Source organism: Citrobacter sp. Cc139, assembly GCF_030334645.1.
GTDB classification, from domain to species: domain Bacteria; phylum Pseudomonadota; class Gammaproteobacteria; order Enterobacterales; family Enterobacteriaceae; genus Citrobacter; species Citrobacter werkmanii.
The window spans coordinates 153,504-175,277 of the sequence record NZ_JAOWDM010000076.1; the positions used below are offsets into that span (position 1 = coordinate 153,504).

The following is a 21,774-nucleotide window of genomic DNA, read 5'->3' on the forward strand; positions in this document are numbered from 1 at the left end:
ATTTACGCAAAATTAACAAAAGAGAATAGCTATGCATGATGCACAAATCCGCGTTGCCATCGCGGGAGCCGGAGGACGCATGGGGCGTCAGTTGATTCAGGCCACACTTGGCATGGATGGCGTACAGCTTGGCGCGGCGCTGGAGCGCGAAGGCTCTTCCTTACTGGGAAGCGATGCCGGAGAGTTAGCGGGAGCCGGGAAAACGGGCGTTACCGTACAAAGCAGCCTTGAGGCGGTGAAAGATGATTTCGATGTTTTCATCGATTTCACGCGACCGGAAGGTACGCTGACGCATCTGGCGTTTTGCCGCCAGCACGGTAAGGGAATGGTGATTGGTACCACCGGATTCGATGATGCCGGTAAACAGGCTATTCGCGATGCCGCGCAGGAGATTGCTATCGTCTTCGCTGCGAATTTTAGCGTCGGCGTTAACGTCATGCTGAAACTGCTTGAGAAAGCAGCAAAAGTGATGGGGGACTATACCGATATTGAGATTATCGAAGCGCATCACCGCCACAAAGTGGATGCCCCATCGGGGACCGCGCTGGCGATGGGTGAGGCGATCGCCGGGGCGTTGGATAAAGATCTGAAAGACTGCGCAGTCTACTCGCGCGAAGGTTATACCGGCGAGCGTGTGCCGGGCACTATTGGTTTTGCGACCGTACGCGCCGGTGACATTGTCGGCGAACATACCGCGATGTTTGCCGATATTGGCGAGCGTATTGAAATCACCCATAAAGCGTCCAGCCGCATGACTTTTGCCAATGGCGCAGTGCGATCGGCGGTTTGGCTGAAATCTAAGTCAAATGGTCTTTTTGATATGAAAGATGTACTTGATTTACGCAGTTTATAGATTTTATTACCCTTCGTGATGTGGTTATGGTAATCGTAATTATTTGATTACATGGGGCAATATTTTATTGCCCTTTAATTTTTTGGCTTTTGGTTTTATTTTTTATCTAAGATGATGTTTATATATGTTTTTATGCTTCATTCTGTTATCTGAATGTAAATTTTGACCAAGTGGTCCACTTTTTTCTCTCGCTGCTCCCGTTTTTACACTCTTTATCTACCGCAAGCGTTTTCCACCCTGAGTTAGCTGATCTTTTTGCCTGTTAAATCGAGGGATTTATCCCAGTGGCGTAAAATAATAATAAAAATTGCCCTTTTGGGTAGACTTTTACGTGGGCTATCTCTAGAATGCCGCCGTTTGCCAGAAATCCATAGGTAAGCAAATTTGCATTGATTCATGAGGTGTTAATGAATTAATATGCAAATAAAGTGAGTGAATATTCTCTGGAGGGTGTTTTGATTAAGTCAGCGCTATTGGTTCTGGAAGACGGAACCCAGTTTCACGGTCGGGCCATAGGGGCAACAGGTTCGGCGGTTGGGGAAGTCGTTTTCAATACTTCAATGACCGGTTATCAAGAAATCCTCACTGATCCTTCCTATTCCCGCCAAATCGTCACTCTTACTTATCCTCATATCGGTAATGTCGGCACCAATGAAGCCGATGCAGAATCTTCTCAGGTACATGCGCAAGGCCTGGTCATCCGCGACCTGCCGCTGATTGCCAGCAACTACCGCAACACCGAAGACCTCTCTTCTTACCTCAAGCGCCATAATATTGTGGCGATTGCCGATATCGATACCCGTAAGCTGACGCGACTGCTGCGCGAGAAGGGCGCTCAGAACGGCTGCATCATTGCAGGCGATAATCTGGATGCTGCGCTGGCCTTAGAAAAAGCCAAAGCGTTCCCGGGCTTAAATGGGATGGATCTGGCAAAAGAAGTGACCACCGCTGAATCCTACAGCTGGACTCAGGGTAGCTGGACGCTTTCGGGTGACCTGCCGGAAGCGAAGTCTGCAGAAGAGCTGCCGTTCCACGTGGTGGCCTACGATTTTGGCGCCAAGCGCAACATTCTGCGTATGCTGGTGGATCGCGGCTGCCGCCTGACGGTGGTACCGGCGAAAACCTCCGCGGAAGATGTTCTGAAGATGAATCCGGACGGTATCTTCCTGTCTAACGGCCCAGGTGACCCGGCCCCGTGCGACTACGCCATCGAAGCCATTGAGAAATTCCTCCAGACCGATATTCCGGTATTTGGCATCTGCCTCGGCCATCAGTTGCTGGCGCTGGCGAGCGGTGCGAAGACCATCAAGATGAAATTTGGTCACCACGGTGGTAACCACCCGGTGAAAGACATGGATAAGAATGTGGTGATGATCACCGCGCAGAACCACGGCTTTGCGGTGGATGAAGACTCGCTGCCTGCCAACCTGCGCGTGACCCACAAATCCCTGTTCGACGGTACCCTGCAAGGGATTCACCGTACCGATAAACCGGCGTTCAGTTTCCAGGGGCACCCGGAGGCGAGCCCAGGCCCGCATGATGCGGCGCCGCTGTTCGACCACTTTATCGAGCTTATTGAGCAATACCGTCAGTCCGCGAAATAATCAGGAGTAATAAGAGCCATGCCAAAACGTACAGACATAAAAAGTATCCTGATTCTGGGCGCGGGCCCGATTGTTATCGGTCAGGCGTGTGAGTTTGACTACTCCGGCGCCCAGGCGTGTAAAGCGCTGCGCGAAGAGGGTTACCGCGTTATTCTGGTGAACTCTAACCCGGCAACCATTATGACCGACCCGGAAATGGCCGATGCGACCTACATCGAGCCGATCAACTGGGAAGTGGTACGCAAAATCATCGAAAAAGAGCGTCCGGATGCGGTTCTGCCAACCATGGGCGGCCAGACCGCGCTGAACTGCGCGCTGGAGCTGGAGCGTCAGGGCGTGCTGGAAGAGTTCGGCGTGACCATGATTGGTGCGACCGCTGATGCGATTGATAAAGCAGAAGACCGCCGTCGTTTCGACGTGGCGATGAAGAAAATCGGCCTCGACACCGCGCGTTCCGGTATCGCGCACACCATGGAAGAAGCGCTGGCGGTTGCCGCTGACGTGGGCTTCCCGTGCATCATCCGTCCATCTTTCACCATGGGCGGCACCGGCGGCGGTATCGCCTACAACCGTGAAGAGTTTGAAGAAATCTGCGAACGCGGCCTGGACCTCTCGCCAACCAACGAGCTGCTGATTGATGAATCGCTGATCGGCTGGAAAGAGTACGAGATGGAAGTGGTGCGTGATAAAAACGACAACTGCATCATCGTCTGCTCTATCGAAAACTTCGATGCGATGGGCATTCACACCGGTGACTCGATCACTGTTGCTCCGGCGCAGACCCTGACCGACAAAGAATACCAAATCATGCGTAACGCCTCGATGGCGGTACTGCGTGAAATCGGCGTAGAAACCGGCGGTTCCAACGTTCAGTTCTCGGTGAACCCGAAAGATGGTCGTCTGATCGTTATCGAAATGAACCCGCGCGTCTCCCGCTCTTCGGCGCTGGCTTCCAAAGCCACCGGCTTCCCGATTGCCAAAGTGGCGGCCAAACTGGCGGTGGGTTACACCCTCGACGAACTGATGAACGACATCACCGGTGGCCGTACTCCGGCCTCCTTCGAGCCCTCTATCGACTACGTTGTCACCAAGATTCCTCGCTTCAACTTCGAGAAATTCGCCGGTGCGAACGACCGTCTGACCACCCAGATGAAATCCGTCGGCGAAGTGATGGCGATTGGCCGTACGCAGCAGGAATCCCTGCAGAAAGCGCTGCGCGGCCTGGAAGTAGGCGCCACCGGTTTCGACCCGAAAGTGAGCCTCGACGACCCGGAAGCGCTGACCAAAATCCGCCGCGAGCTGAAAGACGCGGGCGCCGAGCGCATCTGGTATATCGCCGATGCCTTCCGCGCGGGCCTCTCCGTCGACGGCGTATTCAACCTGACCAACATCGACCGCTGGTTCCTGGTACAGATTGAAGAGCTGGTACGTCTGGAAGAGAAAGTGGCGGAAGTGGGCATCAACGGCCTCGACGCTGACTTCCTGCGTCACCTGAAGCGCAAAGGCTTCGCCGATGCGCGTCTGGCAAAACTGGCGGGCGTTCGCGAAGCGGAAATCCGCAAGCTGCGCGACCAGTACAACCTGCACCCGGTCTACAAGCGCGTGGATACCTGCGCGGCGGAATTCGCCACCGATACCGCCTACATGTACTCCACCTATGAAGAAGAGTGCGAATCTAACCCATCCGTCGACCGCGACAAAATCATGGTCCTCGGCGGCGGCCCGAACCGTATCGGCCAGGGTATCGAATTTGACTACTGCTGCGTCCATGCCTCGCTGGCGCTGCGCGAAGACGGTTACGAGACCATCATGGTCAACTGTAACCCGGAAACTGTCTCTACCGACTACGACACCTCCGACCGTCTGTACTTCGAGCCGGTAACGCTGGAGGACGTACTGGAAATCGTGCGCATCGAGAAGCCGAAAGGCGTCATCGTGCAGTACGGCGGCCAGACCCCGCTGAAACTGGCGCGTGAACTGGAAGCCGCAGGCGTACCGGTTATCGGTACCAGCCCGGACGCGATTGACCGCGCGGAAGACCGTGAACGCTTCCAGCACGCGGTTGACCGTCTGAAGCTGAAACAGCCAGCCAACGCCACCGTGACCGCCATTGAACAAGCGGTTGAGAAGGCGAAAGAAATTGGCTACCCGCTGGTGGTGCGCCCGTCTTACGTACTGGGCGGCCGCGCGATGGAAATCGTCTACGACGAAGCCGACCTGCGTCGCTACTTCCAGACCGCGGTTAGCGTCTCCAACGACGCGCCGGTGCTGCTGGACCGCTTCCTCGACGATGCCATCGAAGTGGACGTTGACGCCATCTGCGACGGCGAAATGGTGCTGATTGGCGGCATCATGGAGCACATCGAGCAGGCGGGCGTACACTCCGGCGACTCCGCCTGTTCTCTGCCTGCCTACACGCTGAGCAAGGAAATTCAGGATGTGATGCGCCAGCAGGTACAGAAGCTGGCCTTCGAACTGCAGGTGCGCGGCCTGATGAACGTGCAGTTTGCGGTGAAAGACAACGAAGTCTACCTGATTGAAGTCAACCCGCGTGCGGCGCGTACCGTACCGTTCGTCTCCAAAGCCACCGGCGTACCGCTGGCGAAAGTGGCGGCGCGCGTGATGGCCGGCAAATCGCTGACCGAGCAGGGCGTGACCAAAGAAATTATCCCGCCGTACTACTCGGTGAAAGAAGTGGTGCTGCCGTTCAACAAATTCCCGGGCGTTGACCCGCTGTTAGGGCCAGAAATGCGCTCTACCGGGGAAGTGATGGGCGTGGGCCGTACCTTCGCGGAAGCGTTCGCCAAGGCACAGCTGGGCAGTAACTCCACGATGAAGAAACAGGGCCGTGCGCTGCTCTCGGTTCGCGAAGGCGACAAAGAGCGCGTCGTGGACCTGGCCGCTAAGCTGCTAAAACAGGGCTTCGAGCTGGATGCGACTCACGGTACCGCGATTGTGCTGGGTGAAGCCGGTATCAACCCGCGTCTGGTGAACAAGGTGCATGAAGGTCGTCCGCACATTCAGGACCGTATCAAGAATGGCGAATACACCTACATTATCAACACCACCGCAGGTCGTCAGGCGATTGAAGACTCCAAGCTGATTCGCCGCAGCGCCTTGCAGTACAAAGTGCATTACGACACCACCCTGAACGGTGGTTTCGCAACGGCCATGGCGCTGAATGCGGATGCCACCGAGAAGGTGACCTCGGTGCAGGAAATGCACGCGCAGATCAATAAATAATAAACAGAAGGTTCGGTGATATTTGCGTTAATCGGATCTGCAATATAAATTTGAAACGGTTCCTGAGAAGGAGCCGTTTTTTTTACCCTATCAGGTCATTCCTGGAGATGTCCGTTTCCTTAACCACATTTTCAATGTAATAAGCACGATATTGCTCACACTAATCAACATTCAAGTCGCATACTATCTTTATATCCACAATTTTAATATGGCTTAGTTTTTATTAATTTGGACAGGCCGTAGCCAGATTTTTAATTTGTGAAATGGTGTGCTTATGTGTGAAAAATATGTTGAAAGACCGCTTTATTTGTTAATTGCTGACTGGATGATGGCAGAGGACCGATGGATCACTGCCAAGGAGATTTCCCGTCAATTTGATATTGAACACTGCAAAGCAATTAATACGCTCTCCTATATTCTGTCAGAAGTTGGGGAAATTGTTTGTGAAGTGAAGATGATCCCTAACCAGATTGCAGGACGAGGCTGTCAGTGCCAGCGTCTGGTGAAAGTCGTGAGTATTGATTCTCATCTCTATCGCCGATTGAATCATAATTTGCAGGAAAGAAAAGTGAGTGTGGCGAAAGCGCCGCGACTGTCTGCCGTTCCCCCAACAGAGCTCAACCGTGAGCAGAAATGGCAGATGATGCTGTCAAAAAGTATGCGTCGCTAATGGTTAGTTTGCCTGATGGCAGCGTTAATGGGGATTGACGCGTAGGCCGGATAAGCGTCAGCGCATCCGGCATCAATTATTGGGCTGATTTTGGCTTCACGTCCGTCGTGCCTTTCAGGCGCGGCCGGTTTTTTTCGACCTGCGTTAACGGCTTCGTTTCAGATAGCCCCGTTCGACAGCGGACCGCAAGATCCTGATATTCTTTGGTGTTGAGGCGTTTCCAGTGCAGCTCCTGGTCTGTGACCTGGCGTAGTACTCGCGCAGGTGAACCCACCAGCAGTTGCCTTGCCTCACCCTGAAATCCGGCTTTGACGAAACTCATGGCGGCGACAATGCTCTCTTCGCCAATCACTGCGCCGTCCATAATCACGCTGTTCATGCCGACCAGGGCGTCCCGGCCCACCACGCAGCCATGCAAAATAGCGCCGTGGCCGATATGACCGTTCTCATGCACGACGGTATCGGTATCGCAGTAGCCATGCATAATGCAGCCATCCTGCAGATTAGATCCTGCCTTAAGGATCAGGCGCCCATAATCCCCACGCAATGACGCGAGTGGGCCAATATAAACACCAGCACCCACGATGACATCGCCAATCAGCACGGCGCTGGGATGGACAAACGCGTCCGGGTGTACCACCGGGATCAGTCCTTCAAAGGCGTAATAGCTCATGGTTGTACCTCGGTTTTTTTGCCGGACGACGGCGTAAACACCTTATCCGGCATAGTCACATTAACGACCTTTCCACACCGGATCGCGTTTTTCGGCAAATGCCTGCGGTCCTTCGAGCGCATCTTCCGAATGCAGTACCGACGGATACTGCTTCAGTACGCCGCTGCGGATGTAGCGGTAGCCTTCTTCTACCGGCATTTCGCTAGTCGCACGATAAATCTCTTTCAGCGCCGCGATCGCCAGCGGGGCGCTATTAACCAGTTGTTGCGCCAGTTCGCGCGCGCTATCCATCAGTTCGCTCTGGCTAACAACGCGGTTCACGATCCCCCAACGCAGCGCTTCTTCGGCGCTCATTCGTCTACCGGTCATCACCATTTCGTTGACGATAGCCGGTGGCAACAGCTTAGGCAGGCGCAAAACGCCGCCGCTGTCAGGCACGATGCCGAGCTTGGCTTCCGGTAGCGCGAAGCTGGCGTTTTCCGCGCAGACAATAAAGTCCGCTGCCAGCGCCAGCTCAAAACCGCCGCCAAACGCATAGCCGTTTACCGCGGCGATGACCGGCTTATCCAGATCAAATATTTCGGTTAAACCGGCAAAGCCGCCGGGACCAAAATCGGCATCCGGCGCTTCACCTTCCGCTGCCGCTTTTAAGTCCCAGCCAGCAGAAAAGAATTTCTCCCCGCCGCCAGTAATGATTGCTACGCGTAATTCCGGATCGTCACGGAAATTAAGAAAAGCCTGGCCCATTGCAAAGCTGGTTTTGGCGTCAATGGCATTGGCTTTAGGTCGGTCGAGGGTAATTTCCAGGATCGGGCCATTACGGGTCAGATGTAATGATTCACTCATGGTTCATCTCCAGATAAATAGTTTCCCGGCGGGAGGGATTCCTGCCGGAAGGTTTATTTCAGATTTTTTTTGATTATTTTTCCTGAGCAGTTGCGCGGCAGGTCGGTTCTGATCTCCATAAAAGAGGGAACCTTGAATTTCGCCATATTGTTTTCGCAGAAGCTGAAAAACTCGGCTTCGCTTAATGTTTCACCTTCATTAAGGACAATAAACGCTTTAATGGCTTCATCACGGATCGCGTCTTTAATACCAACAACCACAATGTCCTGAATTTTCGGATGTGCAGAAATAATATTTTCCAGCTCGACGCAGGAGACATTTTCCCCGCCGCGTTTAATCATGTTGCAGCGTCTGTCGACAAAATAGAAATAGCCATCCTCATCCTGGTAACCCGAATCACCGGTATGTAACCAGCCCTCTGGTTCCAGCGCCCTGGCGGTTGCTTCCGGCTGCATGTAATACTCTTTGAAGATGGTCTTGCCGGGGACGCCTTTAATACAGATTTCGCCAATTTCTCCGGCGGGCAGCGGACGATTTTGATCGTCGCGAATTTCAGCTTCATAGCTAAATCCCACGCGACCAATGGAAGGCCAGCGTCGTTTGTCTCCGGGACGGTCGCCAATAATTCCGACAATGGTTTCAGTCATACCATAAGAGGTCAGCAGCCTGACGCCAAAGCGTTCGATAAAGGCGTCTTTTTCCTGCGCGGATAGATTGAGATAGAACATCACTTCGCGCAGATGATGCTGCCTGTCCGTTGGCGCGGCGGGCTGGACCATCAGCGTGCGGATCATCATCGGGATGCACTCGGTCACCGTCGCCTGATATTTACGTACCTGATCCCAGAACGCCCGGGCGCTGTACTTTTCCATGAGCACAAAGGTGCTGCCGGCGGAAAAGGCCGGCATTGCGGCGGTACACTGACAGTCGATATGAAAAGCGGGCATCACCGTCATGTATACGTCATCATCGCGCAGGGCGATTTGCCAGGCAGAGTAATAGCCCGCAAAGCGCAGGTTATAATGGGTAATCACCACCCCTTTTGGACGCGAGGTGGTACCGGAGGTAAACAGAATTTCCGCCGTATCGTCAGTGGATAACGCAGGCGTATAGCACAGGGTGGTCGACTGACGAGCCTGCAGTTGGGTAAAGTGGCTCACGCCATCGTCAGCCGGAAGCTGCTCGCCAATCAGACAGATATGATTAAGCGGAGTGCTATTTTCCTGGCGTATTTCACGGTACATAGGATAAAACTGGGCGCTGGTAACCAGCAGGCTCACCTGGCTGTTTTGCAGGATCCAGGCACTTTCTTCGCCCAGTAAGCGAGCATTAATCGGCACCATAATGGCGCCGATTTTTGCCAGTCCAAACCAGCAAAAGATGAATTCCGGACAGTTATCCAGATGCAGGGCGACCCTATCGCCCTTGCGGATCCCTAAGGAATGAAAAAGGTTCGCCGTGCGATTAATCTCTTCATTGAGCGAGGCATAGCTAAATTGCCGAACGATTCCTTCACAGGATTCGAAAATTAACGCCGTTTTATTTCCGTACACCCCGGCCAGGTCGTCCCACATCTGACGTAAGTTTTGTCCGCCAACGATATCCATATTGCTTTATCCACTGAAATCAGGCGTGAGCGCTAACCCACGAGCGGGTTAGCGCGTCGCGTTTATTCCTCAACCCTGGCCAGGCCTTTGCCGACCAGCTCATTTATGTCTGCTTCGCTATAACCAATGTTTTTCAGAATGGCGGCGGTATCCATGCCGTGTGATGGCATGCCACGCCAGATTTTCCCCGGGTTGTTTTTAAATTTCGGCATGATGTTCGGCCCTTTGCAGGTGCGGCCGTCCATTGTTTGCCACTGAGTAATGGATTCGCGAGCAACGTACTGCGGATTGCCTTCCAGTTCCGGAATGGTTAGCACCTTCGCACAGGCGATATTCAGCTCAGCAAAGCGCGCCTGGACTTCGGCGATGGTATGCGCTGCCAGCCAGGCGTCCAGTTTCTCTTCGACGAGCGGGCCGTAAGGGCATTCCACGCGATGGATGAGCTGCGTGCCTTCCGGAACTTCCGGCGTACCGAGAATGTGCGCCAGGCCGATATCTTTAAAACACTCATTGATTTGCGTGATGCCGACCAACTCCATGACGATGTAACCATCGGCGCATTTATACAGGCCGCAACCGGCGTAGTAAGGATCTTTCCCTTTCGTCATACGTGGACAGATTTCGCCGCCGTTGAAGTAGTCCATCATGAAGTACTGACCCATGCGCAGCATCACTTCGTACATGGCGATATCGATGCTTTCACCTTTACCCGTTTCGCGCACTTTGTGCAGGGCCGCCAGCGCCGCTGTCGTCGCGGTCATCCCGGAGAAGTAATCCGCGGTATACGGGAAGGCTGGCATCGGTTGGTCAACGTCGCCGTTTTGGATCAGATAACCACTGAACGCCTGCGCGATGGTGTTATACGCCGGAAGATTGGTGTACTCCTCCGTACCAAACTGGCCAAAACCGGAAAGGTGGGCAATGACCAGTTTCGGGTTATGTTCCCACAGCACTTCATCAGTAATACCGCGGCGTGCAAAGGCCGGGCCTTTACTGGCTTCAATGAAAATATCGGTGGTTTCCATCAGTTTCAGAAACGCTTCCCGACCTTCATCTTTGAAAATATTGAGCGACAAGGCGTGCAGGTTGCGGCGTGAAAGCTGCGGGTAGTTAGGCTGTACGCGGATGGTATCGGCCCATGCGACGTTTTCAATCCAGATAACCTCGGCGCCCCATTCGGCGAACATCTGTCCGGCGAATGGACCGGCGATTTCGATCCCTGAAAAAACAACGCGTACTCCAGCAAGAGGGCCAAAGGTTGGCATTGGTAAATGATTCATAATTTTTCTCCTGGCATTTATGGGGGCCATGTAGGCCGGATGGCGACGCGAGCGTCTCATCAGGCCTACAGGTTGCGCCGTTCTATCGGTATTGCTTGAGTACCGCACGGCCTAACGTCAGGATCTGCATTTCATCAGAACCACCAGAAACGCGGTCAACACGCAGGTCACGCCAGAAACGCGTGATGCGGTGGTTGCCCGCGATACCAACACCTCCCAGTACCTGCATGGCGGTGTCTACCACTTCAAACGCGGCGTTGGCGCAGAAGTATTTGCACATTGCCGCGTCGCCGGAGGTAATAGTGCCGTTATCTGCTTTCCACGCGGCTTCCAGCAGCATGTTTTTCATGGAGTTCAGTTTGATCGCCATATGCGCAAACTTCTCCTGAATCAGCTGGAAGCGGCCAATAGTTTCACCAAACTGCACGCGCTGATTAGCGTAACGCGCGGCATCTTCAAAAGCGCACATTGCGGTGCCGTAGTTGGTCAGCGCGACGAGGAAGCGCTCATGGTCAAACTCTTCTTTCACGCGGTTGAAACCGTTACCTTCCCGACCGAACATGTCTTTTTCGTCCAGTTCAACGTCGTCAAAAGTGATTTCACAGCAACTGTCCATGCGCAGACCGAGTTTCTCCAGTTTGTTGACCTTGATACCCGCTTTGCTCATGTCGACAAACCATTCGGTGTAAACAGGCTTATCCGGCGATGCACCGTCTCTCGCCATGACCACGATGTACGGGGTATAGGCGCTACTGGTGATAAAGCACTTACTGCCATTAAGATAAACCTTACCATTTTTGCGTGTATAAGTGGTTTTCAGACTGCCGACATCCGATCCCGCTCCCGGTTCGGTGATAGCAGAGTTCCACATCTGCTTACCGGTACCCTGGAACGCCATGATTTTATCAATTTGCTCCTGAGTCCCTTCACGCAGGAAAGTGTTAAAACCTCCCGGCAATTGGTACAACACGTAAGTTGGTGCGCCAAGACGTCCCAGCTCCATCCAGACGGCGGCGACGGTAACAAAACCCGCTTCCAAACCGCCATGTTCTTCCGGGATCAGCAGGCTATCAATGCCCATATCCGCCAGCGCTTTTACAAAACGCTCAGGGTAGACGCTGTCACGATCGCACTCGGCAAAATAAGCTTCCCAGTTCTCACTGGCCATCAGTTCACGAATACCGGCGACAAACAGTTCCTGCTCGTCATTTAAGTTGAAATCCATCTTTCAGCCTCTTGATCAATTGGGTTAATAAGAATTACTTGTCTTTCCAGTGCACTTTGGCGTCTTTAATAAAGGACAGCGTCACCATAATGTTGACGAAGAACAGCGGGCATCCTCCGGCGATAATTGCGGTCTGAATCGGTTTCAACCCACCCAGTGCCAGCAGAACGATACCGATGATGCCGACCAGCACCGACCAGCCGATACGCACTAACAGAGGCGGTTCTTCACCATCGCGAACTTCGCGACAGGTGGACATCGCCAGGGTGTAAGAGCAGGCGTTAATCAGCGTTACGGTGGCGATAAAGCAGAGGATAAAGAAACCCCACATGGTGGCGGTGCTGAGCGGTAAGGCGGCCCAGGTTTCGATAATGGCGCGCGCCACGCCGTGTTGTTCAATCAACTGCGGAATGTTGAGGATGTTTTTATCCATCAGCAGCAGCGTGTTGCTGCCAAGGACAGTCCACAGGATCCAGGTAGACGCGGTCAGGCCCAGTACCATCCCGAAGCACAGTTCGCGTACGGTGCGACCACGAGAAATACGGGCCAGGAAGATACTCATCTGGATGGCGTAAATTACCCACCACGCCCAGTAGAAAACGGTCCAGCCCTGCGGGAAGCCGCCTTTACCGATGGCATCGGTATAGAACAGCATCCGTGGCAGATGCATCAGCAACATCCCGACGGAGTCGGTGAAGTAGTTCATGATGAAGCTGGCGCCGCTGACGATAAACACCCAGCCGAGCATCAGGAAGCTCAGATAGCTACGTACGTCACTGGCGATCTTGACCCCTTTTTGCAGGCCACAGGCCACGCAAATGGCGTTCAGAATGATCCAGCAAGTAATGATGATGGCGTCGAGTGGCAGCGTATGCGGAATACCGAACAGGTACTGCATACACTCGGTGACCAGCGGGGTAGCCAGACCGAGGCTGGTGCCCATTGCGAAGATCAGCGCCACCAGGTAGAAGTTATCAACGATGGTACCGAACAACCCTTTCGCATGTTTCTCACCGACGAGCGGTACCAGCGTGGAGCTGGGACGGATGACATCCATCTTACGTACAAAGAAGAAGTAGGCGAAGGCTACAGAAAGGAAGCTATAGGTTGCCCACGGCAGCGGCCCCCAGTGGAACAGGCTGTACGCCAGACCTATCTCTTTCGCGCCCGTGGAATTTGGTTCCAGGCCGAACGGCGGGGTGGAGATATAGTAGTAGATCTCAATAGAGCCCCAGAACAGCACCGCAGCGGATGTACAGGACGCGAACATCATAAAAATCCAGCTGGCGGTGCTAAACTCCGGTTTTTCGTCACCTAATCTCTTTTTGGCATAGGGGCCAAAAACCAGCCAGAACCAGCCGAATAGCATGATGACCATATACCATTCAAATGCCCATCCCCAGACGTTGGTGACATAACTGAATACCGCATTAATAACGACGTTAGCGGCATCAAGATCCCTTACTGTTAGCCAGCAAAGTATTCCGACAATTATTAATGGCGGAAAAAAAACCTTCGGTTCAATTCCCGATTTTCTCTTTTCATTTTTCATAAGTGAATTCCAGTGTGAAAACGAAATTTATTTAGCGTGCCCGTTTTTGAATGTTTGTTTATTTATTATTAATGGTTTGTTGATAACTTATTAACCTCTGGGACACCTCAACGAGTAACTCATAATGGGTATTCATTTCGCGTGATTCTGTTACCTTGATCACACTTTTTTGTGCTGGTTATTTTGTCTTGAAATATCTGTTTTTTATTTATAAATCATATTGTTGTCATTGGTTTTTTAACTTTTTTAAGTGTCTGGCGTTCAATATTGTTGAACCAGCAAGCAATATTGAAAATTTTCATATTTGACGTGTTTCTTTCAATATTGGTGAGGCATGTAACACTATTGAAAGTTACGAATTTCAATGTGTGACATTTTCAATATTGGTGATTAAGGTTTTATTTCCGAATTAAAGAGCGTGATATCTGTATTTAACACCGCCGATATAAATACGTTTCCTTCATGATTTCTGGAGATGCAATGAAGATAATTACTTGCTACAAATGCGTACCTGATGAACAGGATATTGCGATTAATAATGCTGATGGTTCACTCGATTTCAGCAAAGCGGATGGCAAAATCAGCCAATATGATCTGAATGCAATTGAAGCAGCTTGCCAGTTAAAACAGCAGGTGGGAGAAGCTCAGGTTGTCGCCATGAGCGTTGGCGGCAAAGCGCTGACTAATGCAAAAGGGCGCAAAGATGTCCTTTCTCGTGGCCCTGATGAACTGATTGTGGTGATTGACGATCAATTTGAGCAGGCGCTGCCGCAACACACCGCTACCGCGCTGGCCGCCGCGGCGCAAAAATCAGGTTTCGATCTGCTTATTTGCGGCGACGGTTCTTCCGATCTTTATGCTCAGCAGGTTGGTTTGCTGGTAGGCGAAGCGCTGAACGTTCCGGCGATTAACGGCGTGAGTAAGATCCTCTCTCTTACCGACAGTACGCTGACGGTAGAACGCGAACTGGAAGATGAAGTTGAAACGCTGAGCATCCCGCTCCCGGCGGTGATCGCGGTTTCCACCGACATCAACACTCCACAAATCCCTTCGATGAAAGCCATTCTTGGCGCGGCGAAAAAACCGGTTCAGGTCTGGTCGCCTGCGGATATCGGGCTGAACAGCGTACCCGCGTATTCCACACAACAGGTTGCCGCACCGAAGCAGCGCGAGCGTCAGCGTGTGGTGATTGAAGGTGACGGTGAAGAACAAATCGCCGCGTTTGTCGAGAATCTGCGCAAAATCATTTAATTATCAGGGGATGTTATGAACAAATTTTCCAGTGTCTGGGTATTCAGCGATACCCCTTCTCGTCTGCCCGAACTGATGAGTGGCGCGCGGGCTGTAGGTGAAAAAGTTAACGCGTTCGTACTGAACGAAGCGGATAGCGCGACAGCATGTCATTTGGGCGCGGATCATGTCTGGCTGCTCAGCGGCAAACCAGAAGACCGCATGATCGAAGACTACGCTGATGTGATGGCTGAGACTGTTCGTCAGCATAGCGAGGGCGGCGCGGTGCTGCTGCCGAATACGCGCCGGGGCAAACTGTTGGCGGCAAAGCTGGGCTTTCGCTTGTCGGCTGCGGTTTCCAACGACGCCAGCGAAGTCGCCCTGCAGGATGGAAAAGCGGCGGTTAAGCATATGGTCTACGGCGGTCTGGCGATAGGGGCAGAAACCATTGCTTCGCCGTTCGCTGTGATCACGCTCAGCAGCGGAACGTTTGACGCACAAGACCCGGACACTTCTCGCAGCGGTGAGATGCACACCGTGCAGTGGCAGGCTCCGGCCATTGCCGTGACCCGCACCGCAACCCAGGCGCGTCAGAGCAACAGCGTCGATCTCGATAAAGCGCGTCTGGTGGTCAGTGTGGGACGCGGTATCGGTAGCAAAGAGAATATCTCGCTGGCCGAAGCGCTGTGCCAGACGATTGGCGCTGAGCTGGCCTGTTCTCGCCCGGTAGCGGAAAACGAGAAGTGGATGGAGCACGAGCGCTACGTCGGTATCTCCAACCTGATGCTCAAGCCTGAACTGTATCTGGCGGTGGGGATCTCCGGGCAGATCCAACACATGGTCGGCGCCAACGGCGCGCAGACGATTTTCGCCATCAATAAAGATAAAAATGCGCCGATCTTCCAGTATGCGGATTTTGGCATCGTTGGCGATGCGCTGAAGATCCTGCCTGCGCTGACGGCTGCCTTAGCGCGATAAATCATTTCGGGCAGGATGCGAAGGTATCCTGCCGCTGACAGGAGTACGTATGTCCGAAGATATCTTTGATGCCATCATCGTGGGTGCAGGTCTGGCCGGTTCGGTTGCGGCGCTGGTGCTTGCTCGCGAAGGTGCACAGGTGCTGGTTATCGAGCGCGGCAATTCTGCTGGCGCGAAGAATGTCACCGGTGGGCGTCTGTATGCGCATAGCCTGGAACGCATCATTCCCGGCTTTGCGGATCAGGCCCCCATTGAACGCATGATTACCCACGAAAAACTCGCCTTTATGACCGACAACGGGGCGATGACTATCGACTACTGCAATGGTGAAGAGGCCGCCGCGTCGCAGGTTTCTTATTCCGTCTTGCGCAGTAAATTTGACGCCTGGCTGATGGAGCAGGCCGAAGAGGCGGGGGCGCAACTGATCACCGGTATTCGCGTCGATAACGTCGTTCAGCGCGAGGGTAAAGTCGTGGGCGTGGAAGCCGATGGCGATATTCTGGAAGCCAAAGTCGTGATCCTCGCCGACGGGGTGAATTCTCTGCTGGCTGAAAAGCTGGGCATGGCCAAGCGTGTTGAGGCATCGCATGTTGCCGTCGGCGTGAAGGAACTGATCGAATTGCCGAAGTCGGTAATTGAAGATCGTTTCCAGCTACAGGGCAACGAAGGCGCCGCCTGTCTGTTTGCCGGGGCGCCAACCGATGGTCTGATGGGCGGTGGCTTCCTGTATACGAATGAAACAACACTTTCTCTGGGGCTGGTCTGCGGCCTTCATCATCTGAAAGATGCGAAAAAATCGGTCCCGCAAATGCTGGAAGATTTCAAACAGCATCCGGCAGTCGCTCCGCTGATCGCTGGTGGCAAGCTGGTGGAATATGCCGCGCACGTTGTACCCGAGGCGGGAATGAATATGCAGCCTGAACTGGTGGGCGATGGCGTACTGATTGCCGGAGACGCTGCCGGTATGTGTATGAACCTCGGCTTTACCATCCGTGGTATGGATCTCGCCATATCCGCAGGCGAAGCGGCGGCGAAGACGGTGCTTTCGGCGATGAAGCGCGACGATTTTAGCAAGCAGTCGCTGAGTGAATACCGTCAGCATCTGGACGAAGGTCCGATGCGCGATATGCGCATGTATCAGAAACTGCCGGCTTTTCTTGATAATCCCCGCATGTTTACCGCTTATCCCGAAATGGCGGTCAGTATCGCGCGCGACCTGTTCACCGTGGATGGCTCCGCTCCGGTGCCAATGCGTAAAAAAATCCTGCGCCATGCGAAGAAAGTGGGCTTCATCAACCTGATGAAAGATGGCCTGAAAGGAGTGACCGTATTATGACATCTCCCGTCAATGTGGACGTCAAACTGGGCGTCAATAAGTTCAATGTGGATGAAGATAGCCCACACATCATTCTCAAAGCCGATCCTGATAAACAGGCGCTGGAGGTGCTGATTAAGGCCTGTCCGGCGGGACTGTATAAAAAGCAGGACGACGGTAGCGTTCGTTTTGATTACGCCGGGTGCCTGGAGTGCGGAACGTGCCGGATCCTCGGCCTTGATACGGCGCTGGAAAAATGGGAATACCCACGCGGGACGTTTGGCGTGGAGTTCCGCTACGGCTAATAAGTACGAGGTTGTGCACCCGTAGGCCGGATAAGATGCGGTAGCATCGCCATCCGGCAATCATGTGGTGCCAATGCCGGATGGCGGCGTAAACGCCTTATCCGGCCTACAGATGACGCTTTGCCCGTGTTGAAACAGGACATCACCATGCAGCAGCCCAGGAACTTTGATGACATCAAATTTACCTCTATTCACCGCAGGATAATGCTATGGGGAAGCGGTGGGCCGTTTCTGGATGGTTATGTGCTGGTAATGATTGGCGTGGCGCTTGAACAACTCACGCCAGCATTGAAACTGGATGCTCAGTGGATTGGCTTGCTGGGTGCGGGCACGCTGGCCGGACTGTTTGTTGGTACGTCGTTGTTTGGCTACATTTCTGATAAGGTCGGGCGGCGAAAAATGTTTATTATCGATATCATCGCCATTGGCGTGATATCGGCAGCGACCATGTTCGTTACCTCGCCCATTGAACTCCTGGTGATGCGTGTGCTGATCGGCATTGTGATTGGCGCCGATTACCCGATCGCCACCTCGATGATTACCGAATTTTCCAATACCCGCCAGCGTGCCTTCTCTATCGGTTTTATCGCGGCTATGTGGTATGTCGGCGCAACCTGTGCCGATCTGGTCGGTTACTGTTTGTATGATGTTGAGGGCGGATGGCGCTGGATGCTAGGTAGCGCGGTGATCCCCTGTATTTTGATCCTGATTGGACGCTTCGACCTGCCTGAATCGCCGCGCTGGCTGCTGCGTAAGGGGCGGGTGAAAGAGTGCGAGGCGATGATGATCAAGCTGTTCGGCGAACCGGTGGTGTTCGACGAAGAAGCGCCGCAGGAGACGCGTTTTCTCCAGCTGTTTAATCGTCGTCATTTCCCGTTTGTGCTGTTTGTTGCCGCCATCTGGACTTGTCAGGTGATCCCGATGTTCGCCATCTATACCTTTGGCCCGCAGATTGTTGGGCTACTGGGACTGGGTGCCGGGAAAAGCGCCGCGTTGGGCAACGTGGTGATTAGCTTGTGCTTTATGCTGGGGTGTATTCCGCCGATGTTTTGGCTCAATAGCGCGGGGCGGCGACCGCTGTTGATTGGCAGCTTTATTATGATGACGCTGGCGCTGGCCGTACTGGGGTTAATTCCTGATATGGGGGCGTGGCTGGTGGTGCTGGCCTTTGCCGTATACGCATTTTTCTCTGGTGGTCCGGGGAATCTGCAGTGGCTATATCCCAACGAACTGTTTCCTACCGATATTCGCGCGTCTGCCGTCGGGGTGATTATGTCGTTAAGCCGCATCGGGACCATTGTTTCCACCTGGGCGCTACCGGTGTTCATTAGCAAATACGGCATCAGTAATGTCATGCTGATGGGGGCCGGGATTTCGCTGATTGGCCTGCTCGTGTCCATTGCTTTTGCACCAGAAACACGCGGCCTGACGTTGTCTCAAACCAGTCAGATGACGATTCGCAGTAAGCCCGTGACCAGGGCAGGTTATTAGGAGTGTTCTGTATTTTCCCTGTAACTCAGTCAGTTAGCCTACAGTTAATCTATATTTCACTGAAAACGACTGAAAAGCAGGGAGAACACCATGCAAAAACATATCCTGATCACCTCTATTTTTACTGCAGCAGCTCTGTTTACCGTCGCCGGTTGTTCCTCAAACCAGGCGGTGAAAACCACCGATGGCAAAACCATCGTTACCGACGGCAAACCGCAAGTGGATGATGATACTGGCCTGGTGTCGTATAAAAATGCGCAAACAGGTAAGACGGAGCAGATTAACCGCGACCAGGTTAAAGATATGAGTGAGCTGGACAACTAACTCAGATTTTTCCATTTATCTACTCAATAATATTGACTGTTAGCCTGTGGATTAACTGACTAAACTCACTGTTATTACAATAATGCAGTGACACAGGCTAATCATGATTCTCATCATTTATGCGCATCCCTATCCGCAGCATTCGCATGCGAATAAGCGGATGCTTGATCAGGCAAGGACGCTGGAGGGCGTGGAGATCCGCTCGCTCTACCAGCTCTACCCCGATTTCAATATCGATATTGCCGCTGAACAGGATGCGTTGGCACGCGCTGATTTAATTATTTGGCAGCATCCTATGCAGTGGTATAGCACGCCTCCGTTACTCAAATTGTGGATGGATAAAGTCCTTTCTCACGGCTGGGCCTATGGCCATGGCGGAACAGCGCTGCACGGTAAACATCTGCTGTGGGCTGTGACGACCGGCGGCGGTGAAAACCACTTTGATATCGGCTCTCATCCTGGCTTTGATGTACTTTCTCAGCCCCTACAGGCAACGGCTTTATATTGCGGCCTCAAATGGCTGCCGCCGTTTGCGATGCACTGTACGTTTATTTGTGATGATGAAACGCTGCAGGCGCAGGCGCGCCACTATAAACAGCGTCTGCTGGAGTGGCAGGAGGTGCATCATGGATAGTCATACGCTGATACAGGCGCTGATTTACCTCGGTTCGGCGGCGCTGATTGTCCCCATCGCCGTACGGCTGGGCTTAGGGTCAGTTCTGGGCTATCTCATCGCCGGGTGCATCATCGGTCCTTGGGGCTTGAGGCTGGTGACAGATGCCGAATCAATCCTCCATTTTGCCGAGATCGGCGTGGTGCTGATGTTGTTTGTCATCGGCCTGGAACTGGATCCGCAACGTTTGTGGAAGCTGCGAGCCTCGGTGTTTGGCGGTGGTGCATTACAAATGGTGGTTTGCGGGGGGCTGATCGGTCTGTTCTGTATGTTCCTCGGCCTGCGCTGGCAGGTAGCGGAACTGATCGGCATGACGCTGGCGCTTTCCTCAACGGCCATCGCTATGCAGGCGATGAATGAACGTAACCTGATGGTGTCGCAACTCGGACGCAGCACATTTGCCGTGCTGCTGTTCCAGGATATCGCCGCTATTCCACTGGTCGCGATGATCCCATTACTCGCGGCGAGCGGCGCATCGACAACGCTTGGGGCATTTGCGCTCTCTGCGCTTAAGGTGGCGGGGGCACTGGTGCTGGTGGTGCTGTTAGGTCGCTATGTGACGCGTCCCGCCTTACGTTTTGTTGCCCGTTCAGGCCTGCGGGAAGTGTTTAGCGCCGTCGCGCTATTCCTCGTTTTTGGCTTCGGTCTGCTGTTGGAAGAGGTCGGACTGTCGATGGCGATGGGGGCGTTCCTGGCCGGTGTGCTGCTGGCCAGTTCTGAGTATCGCCACGCGCTGGAAAGCGATATTGAACCGTTCAAAGGACTGTTGCTGGGACTGTTCTTCATCGGCGTGGGGATGTCTATCGATTTTGGCACGCTGGTAGATAACCCATTACGCATCGTTATTCTGCTGGTCGGTTTCCTGGTTATCAAAACCGTCATGCTGTGGCTGATAGCGAAACCGTTGCAGGTGCCGAATAAGCAACGTCGCTGGTTTGCCGTATTATTAGGGCAAGGCAGTGAATTTGCCTTCGTGGTGTTTGGCGCGGCGCAAATGGCAGACGTGCTTGATCCTGATTGGGCGAAATCGCTGACCCTGGCTGTCGCGTTGTCGATGGCGGCGACGCCGATTTTACTGGTGATTTTGACTCGACAGGAAAAATCAGCGACCGGTGAAGAGCGGGAAGCGGATGAAATCGACGAAGAACAACCGCGAGTGATCATCGCCGGGTTTGGGCGATTTGGTCAGATTACCGGTCGTTTGCTGTTGTCGAGCGGCGTCAAAATGGTGGTTCTTGATCATGACCCGGACCATATCGAAACGCTACGTAAATTCGGCATGAAGGTTTTCTATGGCGATGCGACCCGGATGGATCTGCTGGAGTCTGCAGGGGCGGCTAAAGCTGAAGTCATTATTAACGCCATTGACGATCCGCAAACCAGCCTGCAATTAACCGAAATGGTGAAGGAGCATTTCCCTCATTTGCAAATTATTGCCCGCGCGCGCGATGTGGATCATTACATTCGCCTGCGCCAGGCAGGGGTGGAAATGCCGGAACGTGAAACCTTTGAAGGCGCGCTGAAGACCGGGCGTCTGGCGCTGGAAGGTCTTGGGCTTGGTCGCTATGAAGCGCGTGAGCGGGCCGACGTATTCCGCCGCTTCAATATGCTCATGGTTGAGGAGATGGTGAAAGGGGAAAATGACGCGATTTCCCGCGCAGCGGTTTATAAACGCACCAGCGCAATGCTGAGTGAAATTATTGCGGAAGATCGCCAACACTTATCGTTAATTCAACGCCATGGTTGGCAAGGCACGGATGAAGGTAAACATACGGGCGACGTCGCCGATGAGCCGGAAGTGAAACCGTCAGCATAGAGTAAAAAATGTGATGTTCTGCAAACTTTACTGCTAATTGGCTGTTTTTGAACTACTGTAATGCTGGCGTACCACCTTAAATAGGTCGG

18 protein-coding genes are annotated in these 21,774 nt (G+C 53.3%); 12 read left to right on the forward strand and 6 right to left on the reverse strand.

Annotated elements, in window-relative coordinates; all coding sequences use genetic code 11:
* Positions 1-31 precede the first annotated feature (31 nt).
* From dapB to caiF, 4 genes are all read left to right on the forward strand, one after another.
* On the forward strand, positions 32-853 hold the full coding sequence (dapB, locus tag OGV69_RS10370; protein ID WP_038637087.1) for a 4-hydroxy-tetrahydrodipicolinate reductase: 822 nt from the start codon (positions 32-34) through the stop codon (positions 851-853).
* 455 nt (positions 854-1,308) lie between these two features.
* Positions 1,309-2,457 (forward strand): glutamine-hydrolyzing carbamoyl-phosphate synthase small subunit, encoded by a 1,149-nt coding sequence (gene carA, locus OGV69_RS10375; RefSeq protein ID WP_038637089.1) that lies wholly within the window; start codon positions 1,309-1,311, stop codon positions 2,455-2,457.
* 18 nt (positions 2,458-2,475) lie between these two features.
* Entirely contained in the window at positions 2,476-5,700 is a 3,225-nt protein-coding gene (gene carB, locus OGV69_RS10380; RefSeq protein WP_038637091.1) for a carbamoyl-phosphate synthase large subunit, read from the forward strand.
* A 274-nt stretch (positions 5,701-5,974) separates the two neighbouring features.
* The gene (gene caiF, locus OGV69_RS10385; RefSeq protein WP_038637093.1) at positions 5,975-6,370 is read left to right on the forward strand and encodes a carnitine metabolism transcriptional regulator CaiF; all 396 of its coding nucleotides are present in this window, start codon (positions 5,975-5,977) and stop codon (positions 6,368-6,370) included.
* A gap of 76 nt (positions 6,371-6,446) precedes the next feature.
* On the opposite strand, the gene caiE is transcribed toward caiF, so the two are convergent.
* The 6 genes from caiE to caiT all read right to left on the reverse strand — a co-directional run bounded on the left by caiE (position 6,447) and on the right by caiT (position 13,553).
* Positions 6,447-7,043 (reverse strand): carnitine operon protein CaiE, encoded by a 597-nt coding sequence (gene caiE / locus OGV69_RS10390; protein ID WP_069324082.1) that lies wholly within the window; start codon positions 7,041-7,043, stop codon positions 6,447-6,449.
* A gap of 60 nt (positions 7,044-7,103) precedes the next feature.
* The gene (gene caiD, locus OGV69_RS10395) at positions 7,104-7,889 is read right to left on the reverse strand and encodes a crotonobetainyl-CoA hydratase (RefSeq protein WP_069324081.1); all 786 of its coding nucleotides are present in this window, start codon (positions 7,887-7,889) and stop codon (positions 7,104-7,106) included.
* 53 nt (positions 7,890-7,942) lie between these two features.
* Positions 7,943-9,496: a crotonobetaine/carnitine-CoA ligase gene (gene caiC / locus OGV69_RS10400; RefSeq protein ID WP_069324080.1), complete on the reverse strand. Its 1,554-nt coding sequence runs from the start codon at positions 9,494-9,496 to the stop codon at positions 7,943-7,945.
* A gap of 62 nt (positions 9,497-9,558) precedes the next feature.
* Positions 9,559-10,776, reverse strand: a complete 1,218-nt coding sequence (gene caiB, locus OGV69_RS10405; RefSeq protein WP_038637101.1) for an L-carnitine CoA-transferase — start codon at positions 10,774-10,776, stop codon at positions 9,559-9,561.
* 82 nt (positions 10,777-10,858) lie between these two features.
* Positions 10,859-12,001 carry a crotonobetainyl-CoA dehydrogenase gene (caiA, locus tag OGV69_RS10410; RefSeq protein ID WP_003018898.1) on the reverse strand — a complete coding sequence of 381 codons (1,143 nt, stop codon included), beginning with the start codon at positions 11,999-12,001 and terminating at the stop codon, positions 10,859-10,861.
* Between the two features lie 34 nt (positions 12,002-12,035).
* A complete protein-coding gene (caiT, locus tag OGV69_RS10415) occupies positions 12,036-13,553 on the reverse strand; it encodes an L-carnitine/gamma-butyrobetaine antiporter (protein WP_069324079.1) in 1,518 nt (505 codons plus the stop codon).
* A 480-nt stretch (positions 13,554-14,033) separates the two neighbouring features.
* On the opposite strand from caiT, the gene OGV69_RS10420 reads away from it, so the two are divergent.
* From OGV69_RS10420 to kefC, 8 genes are all read left to right on the forward strand, one after another.
* Entirely contained in the window at positions 14,034-14,804 is a 771-nt protein-coding gene (locus OGV69_RS10420; RefSeq protein WP_038637105.1) for an electron transfer flavoprotein FixA, read from the forward strand.
* A 15-nt stretch (positions 14,805-14,819) separates the two neighbouring features.
* Positions 14,820-15,761, forward strand: coding sequence for an electron transfer flavoprotein subunit alpha/FixB family protein (locus tag OGV69_RS10425; RefSeq protein WP_069324077.1), 942 nt, complete (start codon positions 14,820-14,822; stop codon positions 15,759-15,761).
* A gap of 49 nt (positions 15,762-15,810) precedes the next feature.
* Positions 15,811-17,097 (forward strand): FAD-dependent oxidoreductase, encoded by a 1,287-nt coding sequence (locus tag OGV69_RS10430; RefSeq protein WP_069324076.1) that lies wholly within the window; start codon positions 15,811-15,813, stop codon positions 17,095-17,097.
* Positions 17,094-17,381: a ferredoxin-like protein FixX gene (gene fixX / locus OGV69_RS10435; RefSeq protein ID WP_000203731.1), complete on the forward strand. Its 288-nt coding sequence runs from the start codon at positions 17,094-17,096 to the stop codon at positions 17,379-17,381. The genes OGV69_RS10430 and fixX overlap by 4 nt, the downstream gene beginning before the upstream one ends.
* Positions 17,382-17,528: 147 nt before the next feature.
* Positions 17,529-18,872: an MFS transporter gene (locus OGV69_RS10440; protein WP_069324075.1), complete on the forward strand. Its 1,344-nt coding sequence runs from the start codon at positions 17,529-17,531 to the stop codon at positions 18,870-18,872.
* A gap of 90 nt (positions 18,873-18,962) precedes the next feature.
* Positions 18,963-19,196 (forward strand): YgdI/YgdR family lipoprotein, encoded by a 234-nt coding sequence (locus tag OGV69_RS10445; RefSeq protein ID WP_003018880.1) that lies wholly within the window; start codon positions 18,963-18,965, stop codon positions 19,194-19,196.
* A 103-nt stretch (positions 19,197-19,299) separates the two neighbouring features.
* A complete protein-coding gene (gene kefF / locus OGV69_RS10450) occupies positions 19,300-19,830 on the forward strand; it encodes a glutathione-regulated potassium-efflux system oxidoreductase KefF (protein ID WP_038637110.1) in 531 nt (176 codons plus the stop codon).
* Positions 19,823-21,685 (forward strand): glutathione-regulated potassium-efflux system protein KefC, encoded by a 1,863-nt coding sequence (gene kefC / locus OGV69_RS10455; protein ID WP_069324074.1) that lies wholly within the window; start codon positions 19,823-19,825, stop codon positions 21,683-21,685. The genes kefF and kefC overlap by 8 nt, the downstream gene beginning before the upstream one ends.
* Positions 21,686-21,774: the final 89 nt, after the last annotated feature.